This is a genomic window from Salinigranum sp. (assembly GCF_041641895.1).
Lineage (GTDB): Archaea > Halobacteriota > Halobacteria > Halobacteriales > Haloferacaceae > Salinigranum.
This window is the reverse complement of the sequence record NZ_JBEPXO010000078.1, coordinates 1-19,107: the sequence shown is the minus strand read 5'-3', so window position 1 is coordinate 19,107 and position 19,107 is coordinate 1. Positions and strand designations below refer to the sequence as shown.

Genomic DNA, 19,107 nt, shown 5'->3' with positions numbered 1-19,107 from the left:
TAATAGGCATACAATATAAGGTCTATCATCATCTTTCCTTGTCAATCCATAGCAAAGTCTTTAATCGATACATCGTCTACACCTTGGGTAGAGGCCTACGGGGCCGTGACCACAATATGACTGACGACGAACTCATCTGGCGAATCGCAGGGGGGTCCGGAGACGGAATCGCCTCGACGAGCCAGAACTTCGCGAAAGCGCTGATGCGCTCGGGGCTGCACGTATTCACACATAGACACTACCCGTCGCGCATCCGTGGCGGTCACACGTACACGGAGATTCGCGCGTCCGCCGACGAGGTCGAGTCGCGCGGCGACGGCTACAACTTCCTCCTGACACTGGGGGACTCGTTCGCACGCAACCCGTCGGAGAACGCGTACTACGGCGACGAGGAGCAGAAACCGCTGTACGAGAACCTCGACGAACTCCGCGAGGGAGGGGTCATCGTCATCGACTCGGGGCTCGTCGACACGGAGGCCGTCCCGGACTTCGAGGAACGGGTCGAGGAGAACGACTGGCACGTCTACGAGTTCGACCTGCGCTCGCTCGCACGCGAGCACGGGCGTGAGGTCATGCGCAACACGGCAGGCGTCGGCGTGACGTGTGCGCTGGCCGGCATCGACCGCGACTGGATCGTCGAACTCATGACCGAGGCCATGCCGGAGAAGATCCTCGAGCCGAACCTCGAGATTCTCGACGAGGCCTACGAGATGGCGATGGACGTCGAGCACACCCACGACGTCTCCGTTCCGGAGGGCGAGCACGACGAGGAACAGGTGCTGCTCTCGGGGTCGGACGCCGTCGCCTACGGCGCCATCGACGAGGGCTGTCGCTTCATCGCGGGCTACCCGATGACGCCGTGGACCGAGGTGTTCACCATCATGTCGCAGAACCTGCCCGAACTGGGCGGCATCTCCGAGCAGGTCGAAGACGAAATCGCCGCGGCCGCGCTCGCACTCGGTGCCTCTCACGCCGGTGTCAAGGCCATGTCCGGTTCGTCCGGCGGCGGGTTCGCCCTGATGTCCGAACCGCTCGGTCTCGCCGAGATGACGGAGACGCCGGTCGTCTTCGTCGAGGCGATGCGCGCCGGCCCCTCGACGGGGATGCCGACGAAGCCCGAGCAGGGAGACCTCGAACACGTCCTCTACACGTCGCAGGGCGACTCCAACCGCGTCGTCTTCGCGCCGTCGACCGTCACCGAGGCGTACACGCAGACGCGCAAGGCGTTCGAACTCGCCTACGAGTACCAGATTCCCGCCATCGTCATCTACGACCAGAAACTCGGCGGCGAACTCGTGAACGTCCCGGCGAGCCACTTCGACGAGGCGCCGAACCCGGACCTGGGGTCGGTCCTCAGCGAGGAGGAAATCGCCGAGGCATCGCACGACGCATCGGGCAAGTTCAACCGCTTCCAGCACAACGTCGATAAGGGCGTCAGCCCGCGCTCGCTCCCCGGGCAGAAGGGTGGGCGCTTCCTCGCGACGGGGAACGAACACATGCCCGCCGGTCACATCAGCGAGGACCCCGAGAACCGGGTCTTCCAGATGGACCGCCGGATGGAGCGCGTCGAGAACATCCGGACGGACCTCGACGGGATGGACGAGAGCCACCAGACGCCCCACGGACCCGACGAGGCCGACTACGGCATCCTCACGTGGGGTTCGAACCAGGGGACCGTCTTCGAGGCCGTCGACCGCCTCAACGACGACGGTCACTCGGTGAAGGCACTGTCCGTCTCGGACATGATGCCCTACCCGGTCGCGGAGGTCGAGGCGTTCATCGAGAGCGTCGACGAGGTGCTCGTCGTCGAGATGAACGCCTCCGCGCAGTTCCGCGGCCTCACCCAGAAGGAGCTGGGTCGCTACGGCGAGAAACTCTCTAGCCTCCTCAAGTACAACGGCAATCCGTTCGAGCCCGCCGAAATCGTCGAGGGTTTCGTGACCAGCATCGTCGAGAACGACACACTCCCGGGGACCGAGACGAAGTTCGTCCCCGCTGCAGGTGATTAAACATGAGTGCATTCAGCGCAATCGGTGAGGAGACGGACAAGGATCAGAACGAGTTCACGCCCGGACTCGAACCCCAGCCCACGTGGTGTCCCGGCTGTGGCGACTTCGGCGTCCTGAAGGCGCTGAAGGGTGCGGCGGCAGAACTCGGGCTGAGTCCCGACGAGATGCTGCTCTGCACCGGCATCGGCTGCTCCGGGAAGCTCAACAGCTACTTCGAGAGCTACGGCTTCCACACCATCCACGGCCGTTCACTGCCCATCGCCCGCGCCGCCAAGCTCGCGAACCCCGGACTGACCGTCGTCGCCGCCGGCGGCGGCGGCGACGGCGACGGCATCGGCGGGAACCACTTCATGCACTCGGCCCGTGAGAACCACGACATGACCTACATCGTGTTCAACAACGAGATCTTCGGGCTGACGAAGGGCCAGACGTCGCCCACCTCGCCGAAGGGTCACAAGTCGAAGACCCAGCCGCACGGCTCGGCGAAGGAGCCGCTCCGCCCGCTCTCGCTGTCGCTCACGTCGGGTGCGTCGTACATCGCCCGGACCGCGGCGGTGAACCCGAACCAGGCCAAGGAAATCATCGTCGAGGCCATCGAGCACGACGGCTTCTCGCACGTCGACTTCCTCACTCAGTGTCCGACCTGGAACAAGGACGCCCGCCAGTACGTGCCGTACATCGACGTCCAAGACTCCGACGACTACGACTTCGACACGAGTGACCGCCGTGAAGCGTCCGAGATGATGGCCGAGACCGAGGACGCTCTCCACGAGGGGACGGTCCTCACCGGCCGGTACTACGTCGACGCCGACCGCCCCTCCTACGGACAGGAGAAGCGCGCCATCGGCGAGATGCCCGAGCAGCCCCTCGCGGAGCGCTACTTCGAGGACGACTACGAGTGGGAGCGCTCCTACGACCTGTTCCTCGACAAGCACCGCTGAGGTCACGTCGCGGTCCCCTTCGCCGTCTCTCGTTTCTCTCCGCTCGCCACTCGTCCGACCGGCGAGTCGTCCGTCCGGCCCGGGTGGTTGTACAGGACGGACAGTCGTTTACCGATTCGCAACATATTTTTCCAACGGAAGAAAAATCCACGGTATGGACGTCACATCGACGGAGGGGCGGATCCTGCGGGCGCTCGAGGAGGATGCACAGGCATCCTACGCCGACATCGCAGAGCGGGCTGACGTCTCGAAGCCCACGGTCCGCAAGTACATCAAGAAACTCGAAGACGACGGGGTCATCGTCGGCTACTCCGCCGACGTCGACCCGAAGAAACTCTCGGGGCAGTCCATCGCCCTGGTGGGCATCGACGTCGCCTCGGAGCGCTACGTCGAGGCGACGCGGGCGCTGAAGTCGCTTGACGCGGTGGAGTCGCTGTACACCTCCTCCGGTGACCACATGCTGATGGCCGAGGTCCGCGCCGCCGACGGCAACGCGCTCGGGGACATCATCGCCGAGGAGATTCTCTCAATCGACGGCGTCACCGCCGCCCACCCCTCGTTCCTGCAGGAACGGCTGAAATGACCGTCTCCCCCACCGACGCGCCTCCGCGGTCTACTTTCACTCCGGTTTGGGAACGCTCAGTAGCCTCGGCCGAGTAGGGGAGCGTGATGGCCGACCCGGACGACCCGTTCACCGGTCCACACGAGGACGAGACAGACGGGCGCGTCGTCCTCCACGTCGACATGGACTGTTTCTACGCCTCCTGCGAACGCCGCCGTCACCCCAGTCTCGCCGGCGAACCGGTGGTCGTGGGGATGGGGTTCGACCCCGGCGAGAGCCACGGCGCGGTGGCGACGGCGAGTTACGAGGCGCGGTCGTTCGGCGTCGACAGCGCACAGCCCATCTCGCAGGCACTCGAAGCTCTCCCCCGGGTCGAAGAGGGCGGCGAGGGCCACTACCTCCCGGTCGACCTCGAGTACTACCGGACGGTGGCCGCGGAGGTCAAGGAAGTCCTCCACGACTGCGCCGACGTCGTCCGGGAGGTGAGTATCGACGAGGCCTACCTGGACGTGACGGAGCGGACGTCGTGGGCACACGTCGGCGCGGACGACGCGGACGGGACGGGCGACCGGACTCTCGCCGAGGGCTACGCGCGCTACGTCAAACAGCGCATCGGCCGGGAGGTGGGTGTGCCGGCGAGCGTCGGCGTCGCGCCGAACATGTCCACGGCGAAGGTGGCGTCCGACCACGACAAACCCGACGGCCTCGTCGCCGTCCCGCCCGACCGCGTGACCGAGTTCCTCGCACCGCTGCCCGTCGAAGAGATTCACGGCGTGGGACCGGTCACCGCGCGCGAACTCCGCGGGATGGGAGTCGAGACGGCCGGTGACCTCAGCGAGGCCGACCCGACGGTCCTCCGCGAGCGGTTCGGCGAGCGCGGGGTGACGCTGCACCGCCGGGCCCGCGGCGACGACGACCGGGTCGTCGAACCGACGGGTCGTCCGAAGAGTCTCTCGCGGGAGTCCGCCTTCACCGAGGCCACGGACGCGCCCGAACGCGTCAGGGAGAAGGTCCGGGCGCTGGCTGGCGACGTCGCGACGCGAGCGACCGACCGGGGGGCGACCTACCGGACCATCGGGGTGAAGGTGGTCCGCCCGCCGTTCGACGTGAACACGCGCGAACGTTCGCTGTCGGGGCCGGTCGACGACCCGGCCCTCGTCGAACGGGTCGCGCTCGACCTCCTCGCAGAGTTCGAGGGCGACCGGGTCCGGAAGGTCGGGGTGCGGGTCTCCAACCTCACGTTCGGGGGCGGCGAACAGGCTCGACTCGACGGGTACGAGAACGACGGCCGGCAGGACGGACGGTCCGACGAGACGGACGACCGACCGGACGAGCAGTCCGAGCGGCGACCACAGGCGGGGCAGGTGTCACTCACGGCGTTCGACGCCGACGAGCGGGAGTGACAGTGACCCGCCGTCGGCGTCAGTCGCCCGTCTGACGTACCTCTTTGTGGACGGGCGGCCACCTATCCGCAAGACCGCATGACCGAACGGGAGACAATCACAGTTGCGGACGTAAGCGCCGGTCCGGCCGGCGACGGCACCGATCCGGGGACGACCGTCTCGCTCCCCGCCGTTGAGATTCTCACGGGGAGAGGATTCATCACCGGGAAGTCCGGGTCGGGGAAGTCGAACACGGCCTCTGTCGTCGTCGAGAAACTGCTCTCGGCGAACTTCCCGGTGCTCGTCGTCGACACGGACGGCGAGTACTACGGGCTGAAAGAGCAGTTCGAGATTCTCCACGTCGGCGCGGACGAGGAGTGCGACATCCAGGTCAGCCCCGAACACGCCGAGAAAATCGCTTCGCTCGCCCTCGAACAGAACGTCCCCATCATCCTCGACGTCTCCGGCTACCTCGACGAGAGCGAGGCCAAGTCCCTCCTCCTCCAGACCACGCGGCACCTGTTCGCGAAGGAGAAGAAGCTGAAGAAGCCGTTCCTGATGCTCGTCGAGGAGTGTCACGAGTACATCCCCGAGGGCGGTGGGATGGACGAGACGGGGAAGATGCTCATCAAGGTGGGCAAGCGGGGCCGGAAGCACGGCCTCGGCATCGTCGGCATCTCACAACGGCCGGCGGACGTCAAGAAGGACTTCATCACCCAGTGTGACTGGCTGGTCTGGCATCGGCTCACCTGGCGGAACGACACCAAGGTCGTCAAACGCATCCTCGGCAAGGAGTACTCCGACGCCATCGAGGACATGGGCGACGGCGAGGGCTTCCTCGTCACCGACTGGTCCGAGTCCATCCGACGGGTGCAGTTCCGTCGGAAGACGACGTTCGACGCCGGGGCGACCCCCGGACTGGACGACTTCGAGCGGCCCGACCTCAAGTCGGTGAGCGGCGACCTGGTCGACGAACTCCGGTCGATCAGCGACGAGAAGGAACGCCGGGAGTCGGAACTCGCGGACCTCAGACAGGAACTCGAGAAGAAGGAGAACCGAATCACGAAACTCGAACGCGAACTGGAGGAGGCCCGTGACCTGCGGCGGTTCGCCGACCAGATGGCGCAGGCGATGTTCCAGAAGGCCGAGGCACCCTACCGCGGCGGGAAGGGCCGGAACCTCGACCGACCCGACGAACGCCAGCGAGCGCTCGGTGAGTACGAGGCGGGCGAGTCGGACGCGGGAGCGGAAACCGCCACCGACGAGCAGGACGGCCAGCGGAGCGAGTCGACGACGACCGACGCCGACGCGGAGGCCGCTGTCAACGCCGCGGCCAGTGCGGACCCCGACGCCGAGGTACCGTTCCCCCTCTCGACGGACCCGGAGATGACCGACACGGCGGGGTCAGCGAACGGTACGTCCGCCGGACCGGCCGAGTTCGCACCGGTCGAATCCGACACCGACTCGCCGCCGGAGCGGTTCGACATCACGTCGCCGCCGCTGCCAGAGGGCGACGTCGGCGAAGTGGCGGGCGACCTCAGAGCGGAACTCGCCGAGTTCGACGCAGTGACGCGCCGGATGCTCGCTCACTACCAGTCGCAGGGCATCGCAGACCCGGTCACTGCACAGGTAGCCGCGGGCGGACCGGGCGACCACAAGGTGGCGTACGCCCGGAACCGGACGCTCCGGAAGGCCGGGTTCGTCCGGCACGCCGGGCGGGGCAAGTACGCGTACGCGCTCCCGGACCACGTCCGGACCGAGTACGCCCACCGACTCCACCCCGACGCGTTCGACGAGGCGGTCGAAGCGGTCGAGGCCGTGTTCGTCGAGGCGGACGCACCGAGCGACGCGGCCGACGGTGAGTCGACCGACGACGTCGAGACTGCCGCCGACTGAGACGACAGGAGGCGCCGCTGTCGGGAGGTGAACGGGCCTTCGAAGAGAGAACGCGGAGGCGGTTCGCCTCCGAGGAAACGACTTACAGTCCGGCGACGAGGTCTTCCAGCGCCGCGCGCGGGTCGTCGGCCTTCGCGACACCCGACGCGAGGAGGATGCCCGTCGCTCCTAGGTCCTGTGCGGCCAGGACGTCGTCGCCGGTCGAGACGCCCGCGCCACAGTAGACGTCGACGCTCTCGTCGACGGCGCTGGCAGCCTCAACGGCGTCGACGACGATGTCCGGGTCGGCGGTCGAAACCGACACGTCGCCGCCGATGAGTTCCGGCGGTTCGACGGCCACCGAGTCGGGGCCGAACGCGGCGACGGCCCCGATCTGTTCGGGGTTGTTGCCACAGACGCACGTCTCGAGGCCCGCGCGCTCGGCTGCGTCGAGCGAGGCGTCGATGTCGGCGAGTTTCAGGCGGTTCTCGGAGTGGTTCAGGAGCGTCCCCTCCGCGCCGGCGTCGGCGACTGCCTCCGCGAGGGTACTCCCGGTGTGGGAGCCGTGGCCGTTCGGCGAGACGTGCTGTGCCCACGTCTCGACGCCCGTCTCGGCGACGCGTTCGATGTGTGCGGCCTGTGGGGAGACGGCGATGCGAACGCCCGACTCGTCGGCGACGTCTCGGGCGGCCTCCGCGACGGCGACGGGGTCGCAGGGGTACGCCTTGAGGTTCACCAGAATGAACATGCAGGTGAGTCTTCACTCTGGCTCGGATAAATAGCTTCACGTCTCGGCGTCGCACGGATGGAGTGGACCGTCGACAGGGGCTGCCAGCCGGGCACCGTCTCGGGCGGGCCGTCGTCGCTGTGTCCCGGCCGCTGCCCCGGAGGCGACGACTGCGGAACTGGCTGACGACGGGCCGTCTCACGCGGCGGTCGCCCGGACACCCGCTGCCCGCCGCGCGTCGGTCGTCACGTCACGCGACGGGGTGGGGCCGGCATCCTACTTGAACGTCCGCACCGCCCTGACCCCACCACCAGTCGTCCGTGGGTCGTCCGGCCCGGGTTCGCTCGTGGTCACTCCCGTAGCGCCTCGGCCACGGCTTCGACGGCCTCAACCGGCACGTCGTGCTCCGTCGCGAGTTCCTCCGCGCGGTGAGCCGAGAGACGGGGCCGTGGGGACGCGTCGGCATCGGGGTGAACCGGGTCGAGCGTCTCGTCCGAAATCTGCAGGGAGACGGCGTCCCACCGCGCGTAGTGGCCCATCGCGTCGAAGTACGCCTTCGTCGCGCGCCGCTCGTCGCGGTGGAAGTCGGCCGTGAGGAGCGTCTCCTCGCCCACGGCCGGACCGGCCTTCACGATGCCCGCGGGGTTGACGAGCATGCTCCCGCCGTTGCCGACGCCGAACCCGAGTTCGTCGGGGTCGAACTTCTCGGGAACCGACTCGTCCATGTACGCCGAACAGGACGCGACGAACGACTGCGTCTCGAAGGCGTACTCGCGGACGGCGGGGTAGATGTCACAGGTGTCCTTCGCGGCGGCGGACTCGGCGCCGGTCTTGTCGCCCGGGTGACCGTGTTGCTCCCAGAAGCCGGGCCACGCGGCGGCGTGAATCTCCTCGCCCATCGCACACAGCGCCGCCTTCGACAGCGTCATGTGGTTCTCGTAGCAGACGAGGCCGCCCACCCGCCCGATGTCGGTGTCGTGAGTGGTGAGGCTGGCGGGGTCGCCACGGCCCCAGATGGTCCGCTCGTCGTGGGTCGGCATCAGCTTCCGGTGTCGCCGGACCAGCGTGCCGGACCGGTCGAAGAAGAACAGCGAGTTGTACAGCGTCTCGCTCCCGCGACGGTCGCTCCGTTCGTTGGTCCCGAGGACGAGGTGGAGGTCCGCGTCGTCGACTGCCTCGCCGACGAGTTCGACGGCGTCGCTGTCGACGGCCAGCGAGTGCTTCGCGAGGTCGACCACGAGGTCGGTCCACCGGGCGATGGAGGTACTCCGCCGCCAGTACGGGTACCCCGGGAAGTACGTCTCGGGGAAGACGAGCAGGTCGACGTCTTCCCGCCCGGCGCGCGCGATCCACTCGAGCGTGCGGTCGAGCGTCCCTTCCTTGTCGTGGTACACCGGGGCGACCTGTGCAGCGCCGAGCGTGAACTCCTCTTTCGGGTCGGATGCCATGCTTCACCGAACCGAAGCCGCGGAGAAAAACCTTCGTCGCCCGCTCAGTCCTTCCGCTTGACGACGTCACCGAGGGTGGTCGTCGTTGACGACCCGGACGACCACTCGCTCCCGTCGTCGTCGTCGCTCGGCCCCTCCGTGAGCGACACGTCGAGTTTCCGTTCGAGTTTCTTTCGGACGTCGTCGCTCGGGAGGACGTCGCCGCGCTCTATCTTCCGGATGAGGCTGGTCTTCTCGTTGAGTTCGTTCGCGAGGTCCTGCTGACTCAGCCCACGGCTCTCGCGGGCCTCCCGGACCCGCTGGTCGTAGTCCGTCGCGAGTTCGTCCATGTCGTCGAACATGTCGCGGCGGCGGCGCTTCGACGCCCCGCCCGACGAGGACGACGACGATGACGACGACGACGAAGACTTCCCCGAGGACGAACTCGTCGAGTACTTGGTCGACCCGGACGAGGACGACTCAGTGCGGACCTCGGTGCCGAAGTCCTTGCACTCGTCGCAGAGGTCCAGTTTGGCACCTTCGACCTTGACGGTGGTGAGCGACGACTTGGAGGCGCCGCACATCTCGCACTGGGGCATACCACCATTAGCAGAGCCCGGTGTATAAAAGGTGCGCCAGAGACGCGGCCAGTGGTCGGTGTGCGGCGGGTTCAGTCGAGTAGGTGTCGGTGGGGCTGAGGAGCGAGGTCCGTCGGTAGACCGGGACGTCGGGCGCGTCGTGAGCCAGCGGGGGCAGTGGCCACCCCCGGACGTGCGGTGTCGCGTCGACGTCACGTGCGCGAGGCGAGGAGCGCGGGACCCGAGCGAAGCGAGGTCCGGAGCACCCCAGTCGGTCGGGGGCCGATGTGCCTGTGTCGCGCTCTCAGGTCACTGCCGGGCAGCCGCCGACACCCGTCCACCGACACGTCCAGCCACGAGTCGAACAGCCCGCACCCGCACGAGTCGTCTCACCCCGTCAGGTCGGACCACGCGCCCCAGAAGCGCTGGAGCGCCGTGAGGTGGCCGACGACGGCGAAGAACGCGAGCAGGAGCGCCACGGCCGAGAGTCCCGAGACCACCGGCCCCGGGACGGCGGCGGCGACGACTGCAGTGAGTCCCATGAGCGCGAGGCGGTCCGCCCGGCCGACGAGGCCGCCGTACGCGCGCCCCAGGCCGACGGCCTGTATCTGTGTCCCCAGATACGACGTCATGACGACGCCGGTGACGGCGGCGAAGCCGAGGCCGTACCGTCCGACGCCGGCGGCGAGACCGGCGATGATGACGATGTCGGCGTAACGGTCGAGCACGTGGTCGAGGAAGTCGCCGGCGTCGCTCGCGACCCCCTGTTCGCGCGCGAGCGCCCCGTCGACGAGGTCGAGCCACCCGTTGAGGAAGACGCAGACCGCACCGACGACGTAGGCGAGAGAGGTCGCCAGGTAGAACGCGCCGCCCGCGAGGACGGCGACGCCGAACGCGATGACGCTCACGCCGTTCGGCGTCAGGCCGACGGCGTCGGCGGCGCCGACGAACGGCCCCAGTGCGCGCGAGGCGAGCGGTCTGAGTCTGTCGAGCGTCATGGGTGGAGGTAGTCGGTGAAGTCGACCGTCCCGGCCGAGGGGTCCCGGTCGCCCTCGACGACGGCCCTGACGGCGGCCGCGACGTCGTCGGGGGTCCGGTCGGTCGTGTCGACTTCGTACACCTGCTCCTCGCCGTGTGCCTGCACCGACTCGGAGAGGACGACGTCGAGCGCCTCGCTCTCGGCGTTCTCGGCGGCTTTGGCGCTGCCCTCTCCGCGTTCTCGGAGCCGCGTTTCGAGCACGTCCGGGCGACACCGGAGGACCACGACGCGGTCGGCGTCGAGCAGGTGGGCGAGATGTGATTCGAGGACGACGACGTCGTCCTCGCGCCGGGCGAGGTGGTCGTCGATCCACGCCGCGAGGGCGTCGACGTCGACGACGAGCGACCCCCGGTCGGTGTCCTCCTCCGTCCAGAGGTCGTGGTCGCGGACGACGTCGTTGAGGTGGACAACCTCGTACGGAAGCCGCGCTGCGGCCGTGGTCTTGCCCGTCCCGGGCGTCCCGGTCAGGGCGACTCTCACGCCTCCGTCACCTCGTGGACGACGCGGTTCAACACCTCGACCGCCCGCGTCGTCTCCTCGCGGGTCCCGGTCGAGACCCTGATACAGGCCGGCAGACCGAACGACGTGCAGTCACGGACGATGACGCCGGCGCGCTGACTCGCGTCCGAGACGGCGCTCGCGTCGCCGACCTCCGCGAGAACGAAGTTGCCCGCGCTCTCCCAGGTGTGGGCGTCGAGTTCCTCTCTCAGGTGGCGGCGGGCCCAGCGGGCAGTCTCGACGGTCTTCTCCAGGTGTGCGTCGTCGTCGAGCGCCGCGCGGGCGGCCCGGCAGGCGAGTTCGTTCGCCGCGAACGGCGTGTTCACGCGGGCGTACGCGTCGGCCCACTCGGAGGGGACGAGCGCGTAGCCGATGCGGAGGCCCGCCAGGCCGTACGCCTTCGAGAACGTCCGGGTGACGGCGAGGTTGTCGACTTCGTCCACCAGCGCCGCGGCACTCTCACCCTCGGCGTACTCGCCGTACGCCTCGTCGACGACGACGAGCGTGTGGTCGTCGACCCGACCGAGGAGGTCGACGAGTTCGTCGCGCGGGAGTTCGCTCCCCGTCGGGTTGTGCGGCGTCGTCACGTAGACGATGCGCTCCCCGTCGTACGCGTCCACGACACCGTCGGCGGTCTGGGTGAAGTCGTCAGCCTTCGAGAGCGGGTACGAGGCGACGCTCCCGTGGTGGTAGCGGGCGGTCATCCCGTAGTAGGAGAAGCCGGGTTCGGGGACGAGGACCCGGTCGCCGGGGTCGAGCATGGCACGCGAGAGGTAGTCGAGCGAGCCGTCGGCGCCGGCGGAGACCCACACCTGTTCGGCGTCGACGTCCCACTCGGTCGCGAGTCGCTCCGTGAGGTCGGAGTGAGAGGCTTTCGGGTAGACGTGCACCGCGTCGGCGTACTCGCGGAGGACCTCGACGGCCTTCGGGCTCGGGCCGTGTGGGTTCTCGTTCGAGGAGAGCTTCGTCAGGTCCGCGGGGTCCATTCCGAGGTCGCGGGCGACCTCTTCGATGCCCCGTCCGGGCACGTACGGAGAGTGCGCAGAGAGGTCCCGTGGTTGCATGTAGGCCAACGATACGGTGCCCGGTCCTTAAGAATGCCCATGCGTCGTCCGGCGGTTCCGGTCGTTCTCACCGGAGAGAACGACGGGCGACGAGATGGAGGCTGGACGGCATGAATATCCACCGACGTACTCTAAGTGAATCGACTCTGATAACTTAGACGCCAGCTGGCACGAGGGGGGAAATCAGGGGGACGACCGGTGCGACGGAGACGATGGCCGTCACCCGACCCGGGGTCACGGGTCGGCCGAGGCGGCCGGTCCGCCGTTCGACGACCGGTCGGGCCTCGCCCCTGCGCTGCCTCGGCCCTCGACGCCGAGCGACGCCCAGACCCCGTCGTGGTCGTCGCCGTTCTTGAGGTCAGAGCGCTCAAGTCTATCGGTATCGTAGGAGACCCACGGACCAGTGCGGTCGCGTCCGGACAGCGGCCCGGTGACGTCACACCCATGATCGTAGAATTCGACATCGACACCGACGTTCTCTCACACGCCCTCGAGCACGCACCGGGGATGTCCGTCGTCGTCGACACCCTCGACGCGTCGGACGCGGTCCCACTGCGAAACCTCTTCTGGGCGTCGGGAGGCGACTTCGACCGGTTCGAGACGGCGCTGGCGCAGGACCCGACCATCACCACGTTCGAGATGCTCATCGAAGAGCACGACGCCCGCCTCTACCGCGTCCAGTACGCGGCGGACGTCCCCGAGGTCGAAGCCTACCGGGCGCTGGTCGACCTCGATGGCGTCGTCCTCCACGCGGAGAACGACGGGCAGGGCTGGTTCCTCCGGATGCGCTTCCCGGGACGCGAGTCCATCGCCTCGTTCCGCGAACGCTGCTGGGAGGCCGACTTCGACATCAACCTCCGCGCGGTGTACGACCGGGAGCAGCAGGCGCCCGAACACCGGTTCGGCCTCACCACCGCCCAGCACGAGACGCTCCTGACCGCGCTCCGGAACGGCTACTTCTCGATTCCCCGCGGGGCCTCGCTCCAGGACGTCGCCGACGTACTCGACGTGTCGAGTCAGGCCACCTCCGAGCGACTCCGCCGGGGCATGAAGGCGCTCGTCGACGCCACCCTCGCCGACGAGGACCGCGAGGACGTCGAGGCGCTCGAAGCCGACCGCTGAACCACTCGTCGTCAGGGGTTCGAACGACGTCAGAGCCCCTCGTCGAGCGCCTCGGCGGCCCGAAGGGCGAGCGCCGCGATGGTGAGCGTCGGGTTCATCGCCCCACCCGTGGGGAAGACGCTCGACCCGACGAGCCAGAGGTTCGAGAGGTCGTGCGTCCGGAGCGACGGGTCGACGACGCTCGTCCGTGGGTCCGACCCCATCCGCGTCGTCCCCATCTGGTGGAACGCGGGCCCGGTGTTCTCGGGGCCGACGCGCCACTCGATTTCGACACCGAGTTCCGAGAGGACCCGCTCCTGGACGTCGTTCGCCCGCCGCAGCGCCGCCTCCGTCTCCGCGTCGAGTGACCACTGGACGTCGGGGACGGGATTGCCGTGGTCGTCCGTGATTTCGGGGTCGAGCGTCACCCTGTTCTCCTTCCGGGGGAGCTGTTCGACCAGCGCGCCCATCCCGAGCTGGGTGCCGTACACCCCCGTCAGCTGGTCGAGCAGTTCGTCGCCCCACGTATCGGCCGAGAGCGCAGCCCCGGCGACGGTCGGGCCGGCGTAGTTGAGGAACTCCAGTTTGAGACCGTTCACCGGGTCGGTGTCGTCGTAGAACTGGTGTGACTCGCTGGTGTTGAAGCCGACGTGGTGCTGGCGGGTGTCGACGTCGAGTCGGCCCCCCATGCCCGCGAACAGGTGGTCCATGAAGTACCGACCCACGAGACCCGAGGAGTTGGCGAGGCCGTCGGGATACGCCGTGGAGCGCGAGAGGAAGAGGAGTCGCGGCGTCTCCACCCCGCCGGCGGCGACGACGAACCGCCGGGCCTCCTGTTCGTACGTCCCCTCGGGCGTGGCGTACACCGCCCGGTCGACCCGTTCGCCCGACCGGTCGTGTTCGAGTCGCTGCACCGGCGCGCGGTCGACGACTCGAGCGCCCGCCTCGACGGCGCGGGCGACGTGCGTCTCCGCGGTGTACTTCGCCCCGGACGGACAGACGGGTTTGCAGGTGCCGTAGCCGACGCAGGCGCTTCGCCCCCCGTACGGTTCGGAGTTGCGCGCGTTCGGCACCGAGTGCATGTCGATGCCCAGCCTCTCACAGGCCGGGGCGAAGAGCGAGTCCGAGTACGACGGCGGGAACGCCGGCAGGGGGAACGGCTCCTCGCGCGGTGGCGCGTAGGGGTTGTCGAGTGCGCCCGCGACGCCCAGTTCGCGCTCGGCCTCGCGGTAGTGCGGGCGGAGGTCCGCGTACGAGATGGGCCAGTCGGTGCCGACGCCGTGTCGGGAGTGTAGTTCGAAGTCCCGTTCGTGCAGGCGCATCACCATCCCGTGCCAGTGGAGTGACGACCCACCGACGCCCTTGACGCGGGCGGCGTTGAGTGGGTAGTGTCGCTCCCCGGTCGAGGCGTACGCGTCGCGCGGGCCGCCCATCTCCCACGGGTTGCCCATGTCGGGGCGGAGGTGCCGCTCCATCCGGTTCTCTCTATCGCCGTCGAACCGCGGCCCCGCCTCCAGTATCACGACGTCGTGGCCGGCCTCGGCGAGTCGGCACGCGACGAGGGCACCCGCGGGTCCCGACCCGACCACGCAGACGTCCGCACGCGGTGACGGCTGTCTCCCCTCAGCCATCCTCGGACGCCTCCGGGCCGCGCTGGTACGATTCGAGTCCGCCGGGGTAGCCGGTCGGGTTCTCCGTCCCGACCAGTCGTCCGCCGGTCGGCGACGTGTAGAAGGCGTACAGCAGGTCGTTCACGACGAAGAAACGGAGTCGGTCCGAGAGGTTCCCGTCGGGGTCGGGGTCGGCGACATCCACACCCAGGTCGCGGAGGAGGTAGTCGCGCGTCTCCGGGGCGAGCGCTTCGAACTCGGCGTCGTGCCAGTCGCGCGCGACGGCGTCGAGTTCGTTCGCCGCCGCCACGACGCCCGCGTGGTGGTCCGGGTCGGTCCGGCGACGCCCGGCGACGTACGTCTCCACGAACTCCCGGTGTCCCTCGACGGCTGACGGGTAGAGCACCTCCGCGGCCGCGACGAGGACCGAGCGGGCCGCCTCAGCGTCCTCCGTCCCCTCCGTATCCTCCGCGTCCGCTTCGGACCCGTCGGTCGCACCGTCACCGGCGACCGGTGGGTCGCGCGTCCCGAGTGCGCCGACGGTGACGCCCCCTCCGACAGCACCGAGACCCGCGAGAACGGCGAGCGCGTCGCGTCGGGACAGCCTCATCGGCCTGATTTTGGTGAGCCTAAACTTATGGGTTACCATCCACGGCCGAGCCGCCTCGCTCGCCTGCGTCCCGTCGAGGAGCTCGAACGGCCCGTGGTGACGCCCGAAGCGGCGCGGCGGTTCCTCGATGTCGAGACGCCAGCACGGCGGGTCGTCCGAGGACGCCCCGGGTCAGGGAATCCGGACGTCGTGTTCGAGCGTCCCGACGCCCTCGACTTCGATTTCGACGTGGTCGCCGTCGGAGAGCGGCCCGACGCCCTCGGGCGTCCCCGTCGAGACGACATCGCCGGGTTCGAGCGTCAGATAGCTGGTGATCTCCGCGAGGAGTTCGGGGACCGAGAAGGCGAGCTGGTCGCGCGAGCCGTCCTGTCGCACCTCGCCGTCGACGCGAGCCTGCACCCGTGCGTCGGCGGGGACGTGTTCGGGGTCGGCGACGACCGGACCGATGGGGGCCGCGCCGTCGAACGCCTTCCCGCGGACCCAGTTCTGCTCCTCGCGCTGGTCGTCGCGGTTCGAGAGGTCGTTCACGCAGGTGAAGCCCGCGACGCAGTCCATCGCCTCCGCCTCCGAAAGGTTCCGCGCCTGCGTGCCGACGACGACGCCGAGTTCCGCCTCGTGGTCGATGCGCTCCTTCCCGGCTGGGAGCGTCACCGTCGAGCCGTGACTGGCGAGGGTGTTCGGTCCCTTCAGGAAGAGCATCGGTCGGTCGGGGATGTCGTTGTCCATCTCGGCGGCGTGGTCGGCGTAGTTGCGGCCGATACAGACGAGCTTCGACGGCTCACACGGGGGGAGGACGTCAACCTCGTGGAGTTCGTACTCCTCGTCGGCGAAGGCCACACCGTCGTCGAGCCACTCGCCGGTCCGGACGGCACCTGCAGGGTCGCGGAATCGTACGCGTCGCATGTCGGGTGGTGTGCGGGGCGGTGAGGAAGGAGTTGCGAAAGGAGAAATCGATGCGACGCACTGCTTGCGCTCGCCAGCAGCAGTCACTGGTAACAGCCGACCGAAGAAGCCGACCGTGATCGTCCACGTCCACCAGTACCGCGACGGCGACGCGAAGACGACGGTCGAGGAAGGCGACGAGGTCGTCAGTCAGAACACACAGGAGTACTTCGCCGCAGACGAACTGGGCCCCGACGAGGGGTGGAACCAGTTCGAGCACGGCGACCGGGTCATCCAGCGCCGGGGCGTCACCTACGAGGGCGTCACGAGCGTCTCTCTGCCGGAGGAACTCGGCGAGGGCGACGACCTGCCCGGGATGGACGTCCAGCTAGTCGTCGAGGGGGGCAACGAGTTCGTGGAGAACGCCCGGGTCGTCGAAGTCACCGAGAGTCCGTCCTGACGCGCCGGAGGCCCACGTCACCGACAGCGGAGGCGCTCGCCTCCGGTCGCGGGGACTGACTTCGCCGCCGTGACCTCACCCCCGCGGCTCGAAGACGTGAATGGGCCAGTCGGCCTCGTACGAGAGGACCGCCTCGGCGTCGAAGTCCGGGGTCCGGGTCGTTAGCTCGACCGGCATCCCGATTTCGACGTCGTCGTACGCGGCGTCGACGCGGCCTGTGAGTCGACCGCCCGACTCGAGTTCGACAACCGCGAGAGTGATCGGCGCGAGATCCTCGAAGGCCGACGGGGGGCGGGCGACTTCGGTGTACGAGTAGACCGCCCCGGTCTTCGACTGCTCGGCGATGGCGACGTTGCGACTCCCACACTCGTAGCAGGCTGGGCGCGGTGGCACCAGCACGGCGTCGCAGTCGCGACACTCGGCGGCGAGGAGGCGGTCGTCGGCGAGGGCGTCGAAGAAGCCCGGGAGCGTGAACGGACTGTCGGCGACGACGTCATCGCGGGAGAGCGGCCCGACGTCGGCGCCGGCAGTCGTGTCGTCGGTCATCGTGCCACCTCCGCGTCCGGGGAGAGAAGCACGTGCGCCGCCGTCACCGCGTCGGCGACGCCGCCCTCGTTGAGCAACAGCGCGACGCTCGCATCGCGCTGCCGGTCGCCGGCGCGGCCGGTCAACTGCTCGTACGCCTCGGCGGCCTGGGCGACGCCCGTCGCGCCGATGGGGTGACCGCGGGCCTTCAGGCCGCCACTGGTGTTGACGTGGACGTCCGTCCAGCCCTCGCTCCGTTCGACGGGTGGGAGTGCGCTCTCGACACCCCGACCCCTGGGCGCGAAGCCAGCCGCCTCCGCCAGGAGCGCCTCACAGACCGTGAACGCGTCGTGGACCTCCGCGACGTCGACGTCGCTGGCCTCGACGCCGGCCTGTTCGTAGGCGTCGGTCGCGGCGCGGTTCGCACCCTCGACGAACGTCATGTCGCGCTCGGCGACGGCGATGTTGTTCGCCTTCGCGGCCGAGCCAGCGACCCGCACTTGGTCGTCGCGGCCGACGAGGTCGTCGGCGACGTCGGCGCTCGTCACGAGCGCGACTGCGGCCCCGTCGGTGACGGGTGCGCAGTCGTACAGTTTCAGCGGCCGGGCCACCGGCGACGACTCCAGCACCGTATCGACGTCGATCTCCCGCTGGAACATCGCGTTCGGGTTCCGTGCGCCGTTGCGGTGGTTCTTGACGGCGATGCGAGCGAGGTCCGTCTCGGTCGCGTCGGTGTCGTGGAGATACCGCTGGGCGAGGAGCGCGTACTGCGCCGGGGCGGTCACGCCGGACCGCTGTTCGAGGGCGCGGTCGAACGCCGCCGCTAGCGCGTTCGTCGCCCCTTCGGTCCCGCCGGCGGTCATCTTCTCGACGCCACAGGCGAGGACGGCGTCATGGACGCCCGCGCGGACGTCGCGGACGGCGTTCTTCAGGGCGAGTGCGCCCGCGGCGGCACACCCTTCGACGCGCTCGGCCGGGACGTGCCGGAGGCCGGCCCACTCTGCCATGAGCGTTCCCTGCATGATCTGGTTCTCGTACTGTTCGGACTGGTTGCCGAGGTAGAGCGCGTCGACGACCTCAGCGGGGTCTGGGAGGTCCTCGAACGCGTCGGCGAGCGCCGCCGAGAACAGGTCTCGGCCGGGCAGGTCAGTTCGACCGAGGTCGGAGAGACCGACGGTGACGAGTCGTGGCTCGGACATCGTCTTCCATCGTGTGGCACGGGTGATAAACTCTGTCCGGGTGCTCGTCGTGACACGCTCCTCCCACTGGAGGAGTCCGTCCTGCCGCCGCGGCATCATTTATGTGGGTCTCGGCACAACTCCCGCGTGCACATGGAACTCACCTGGCACGGACACTCCTGCTGGCACGTACAGGTCGACGACACGTCGCTGCTCGTCGACCCGTTCTTCGACAACCCACACACCGACACGGACCCGGAGGAACTCGACCCCGACTACCTCCTCCTGACACACGGCCACGCCGACCACATCGGCGACGTCGACCGCTACGAGGGGACGACCCTCGTCGCGACGCCCGAACTGGTCGAGTACTGCCGCGACGAGTTCGGCGAGTACGACGCCGTCGGCGGGATGGGGATGAACCTCGGCGGGACCGTCGAGTGCGGCGACGCCTACGTGACGATGCACCGCGCGGACCACTCGAACGGCATCGAGACCTCCTACGGCACCTCCGCGGGGATGCCCGCCGGCTTCGTCGTCTCGGACACGAAGCCGACGCAGATGTCCGACGAGGAGTCGACGACGTTCTACCACGCCGGCGACACCGGCCTCATGACGGAGATGCGCGACGTCATCGGG

The 19,107-nt window shown here is 68.7% G+C and carries 19 protein-coding genes; 8 read left to right on the top strand and 11 right to left on the bottom strand.

Annotated elements, in window-relative coordinates:
* Window positions 1–116: 116 nt before the first annotated feature.
* From ACESK5_RS15195 to ACESK5_RS15175, 5 genes are all read left to right on the top strand, one after another.
* The gene (locus tag ACESK5_RS15195; protein ID WP_372912429.1) at window positions 117–2,009 is read left to right on the top strand and encodes a 2-oxoacid:acceptor oxidoreductase subunit alpha; all 1,893 of its coding nucleotides are present in this window, start codon (window positions 117–119) and stop codon (window positions 2,007–2,009) included.
* A 2-nt stretch (window positions 2,010–2,011) separates the two neighbouring features.
* Window positions 2,012–2,950, top strand: coding sequence for a thiamine pyrophosphate-dependent enzyme (locus ACESK5_RS15190; RefSeq protein ID WP_372912428.1), 939 nt, complete (start codon window positions 2,012–2,014; stop codon window positions 2,948–2,950).
* Window positions 2,951–3,104: 154 nt separating this feature from the next.
* A complete protein-coding gene (gene lrpA1, locus ACESK5_RS15185; protein ID WP_372912427.1) occupies window positions 3,105–3,533 on the top strand; it encodes an HTH-type transcriptional regulator LrpA1 in 429 nt (142 codons plus the stop codon).
* An 86-nt stretch (window positions 3,534–3,619) separates the two neighbouring features.
* Window positions 3,620–4,915, top strand: a complete 1,296-nt coding sequence (dinB, locus tag ACESK5_RS15180; RefSeq protein ID WP_372912426.1) for a DNA polymerase IV — start codon at window positions 3,620–3,622, stop codon at window positions 4,913–4,915.
* 78 nt (window positions 4,916–4,993) lie between these two features.
* Window positions 4,994–6,790 (top strand): helicase HerA domain-containing protein, encoded by a 1,797-nt coding sequence (locus tag ACESK5_RS15175; RefSeq protein WP_372912425.1) that lies wholly within the window; start codon window positions 4,994–4,996, stop codon window positions 6,788–6,790.
* 82 nt (window positions 6,791–6,872) lie between these two features.
* Here ACESK5_RS15175 and tpiA read toward each other — a convergent pair whose 3' ends face one another.
* The 6 genes from tpiA to hisC all read right to left on the bottom strand — a co-directional run bounded on the left by tpiA (window position 6,873) and on the right by hisC (window position 12,102).
* Window positions 6,873–7,517, bottom strand: coding sequence for a triose-phosphate isomerase (gene tpiA, locus ACESK5_RS15170; RefSeq protein ID WP_372912424.1), 645 nt, complete (start codon window positions 7,515–7,517; stop codon window positions 6,873–6,875).
* A gap of 329 nt (window positions 7,518–7,846) precedes the next feature.
* Entirely contained in the window at window positions 7,847–8,944 is a 1,098-nt protein-coding gene (locus ACESK5_RS15165; RefSeq protein ID WP_372912423.1) for a carbon-nitrogen hydrolase family protein, read from the bottom strand.
* 44 nt (window positions 8,945–8,988) lie between these two features.
* The gene (locus ACESK5_RS15160; RefSeq protein ID WP_372912422.1) at window positions 8,989–9,522 is read right to left on the bottom strand and encodes a multiprotein bridging factor aMBF1; all 534 of its coding nucleotides are present in this window, start codon (window positions 9,520–9,522) and stop codon (window positions 8,989–8,991) included.
* Window positions 9,523–9,890: 368 nt separating this feature from the next.
* A complete protein-coding gene (locus ACESK5_RS15155; protein ID WP_372912421.1) occupies window positions 9,891–10,499 on the bottom strand; it encodes a CDP-alcohol phosphatidyltransferase family protein in 609 nt (202 codons plus the stop codon).
* Entirely contained in the window at window positions 10,496–11,020 is a 525-nt protein-coding gene (locus ACESK5_RS15150; protein ID WP_372912420.1) for an adenylate kinase family protein, read from the bottom strand. Before ACESK5_RS15150 ends, ACESK5_RS15155 begins: the two co-directional genes overlap by 4 nt.
* A complete protein-coding gene (gene hisC, locus ACESK5_RS15145) occupies window positions 11,017–12,102 on the bottom strand; it encodes a histidinol-phosphate transaminase (RefSeq protein ID WP_372912419.1) in 1,086 nt (361 codons plus the stop codon). Before hisC ends, ACESK5_RS15150 begins: the two co-directional genes overlap by 4 nt.
* A 444-nt stretch (window positions 12,103–12,546) precedes the next feature.
* On the opposite strand from hisC, the gene ACESK5_RS15140 reads away from it, so the two are divergent.
* Window positions 12,547–13,224 (top strand): helix-turn-helix domain-containing protein, encoded by a 678-nt coding sequence (locus tag ACESK5_RS15140; protein WP_372912418.1) that lies wholly within the window; start codon window positions 12,547–12,549, stop codon window positions 13,222–13,224.
* A 29-nt stretch (window positions 13,225–13,253) separates the two neighbouring features.
* Here ACESK5_RS15140 and ACESK5_RS15135 read toward each other — a convergent pair whose 3' ends face one another.
* From ACESK5_RS15135 to ACESK5_RS15125, 3 genes are all read right to left on the bottom strand, one after another.
* Window positions 13,254–14,834, bottom strand: coding sequence for a GMC family oxidoreductase (locus tag ACESK5_RS15135; protein ID WP_372912417.1), 1,581 nt, complete (start codon window positions 14,832–14,834; stop codon window positions 13,254–13,256).
* The gene (locus ACESK5_RS15130) at window positions 14,827–15,423 is read right to left on the bottom strand and encodes a gluconate 2-dehydrogenase subunit 3 family protein (RefSeq protein ID WP_372912416.1); all 597 of its coding nucleotides are present in this window, start codon (window positions 15,421–15,423) and stop codon (window positions 14,827–14,829) included. The genes ACESK5_RS15135 and ACESK5_RS15130 overlap by 8 nt, the downstream gene beginning before the upstream one ends.
* A 171-nt stretch (window positions 15,424–15,594) precedes the next feature.
* Entirely contained in the window at window positions 15,595–16,326 is a 732-nt protein-coding gene (locus ACESK5_RS15125; protein ID WP_372912415.1) for a fumarylacetoacetate hydrolase family protein, read from the bottom strand.
* Window positions 16,327–16,441: 115 nt separating this feature from the next.
* On the opposite strand from ACESK5_RS15125, the gene ACESK5_RS15120 reads away from it, so the two are divergent.
* Window positions 16,442–16,765: a hypothetical protein gene (locus ACESK5_RS15120; RefSeq protein WP_372912414.1), complete on the top strand. Its 324-nt coding sequence runs from the start codon at window positions 16,442–16,444 to the stop codon at window positions 16,763–16,765.
* 75 nt (window positions 16,766–16,840) lie between these two features.
* Here the strand turns inward: ACESK5_RS15120 and ACESK5_RS15115 are convergent, their stop codons facing one another.
* A complete protein-coding gene (locus tag ACESK5_RS15115; protein ID WP_372912413.1) occupies window positions 16,841–17,311 on the bottom strand; it encodes a Zn-ribbon domain-containing OB-fold protein in 471 nt (156 codons plus the stop codon).
* Window positions 17,308–18,489 (bottom strand): 3-ketoacyl-CoA thiolase, encoded by a 1,182-nt coding sequence (locus tag ACESK5_RS15110; RefSeq protein ID WP_372912412.1) that lies wholly within the window; start codon window positions 18,487–18,489, stop codon window positions 17,308–17,310. The genes ACESK5_RS15115 and ACESK5_RS15110 overlap by 4 nt, the downstream gene beginning before the upstream one ends.
* A gap of 132 nt (window positions 18,490–18,621) precedes the next feature.
* Between ACESK5_RS15110 and ACESK5_RS15105 the strand changes: the two genes are divergently transcribed.
* Window positions 18,622–19,107 (top strand): MBL fold metallo-hydrolase (locus ACESK5_RS15105; protein ID WP_372912411.1); only part of this gene is annotated, 486 nt, incomplete at its 3' end.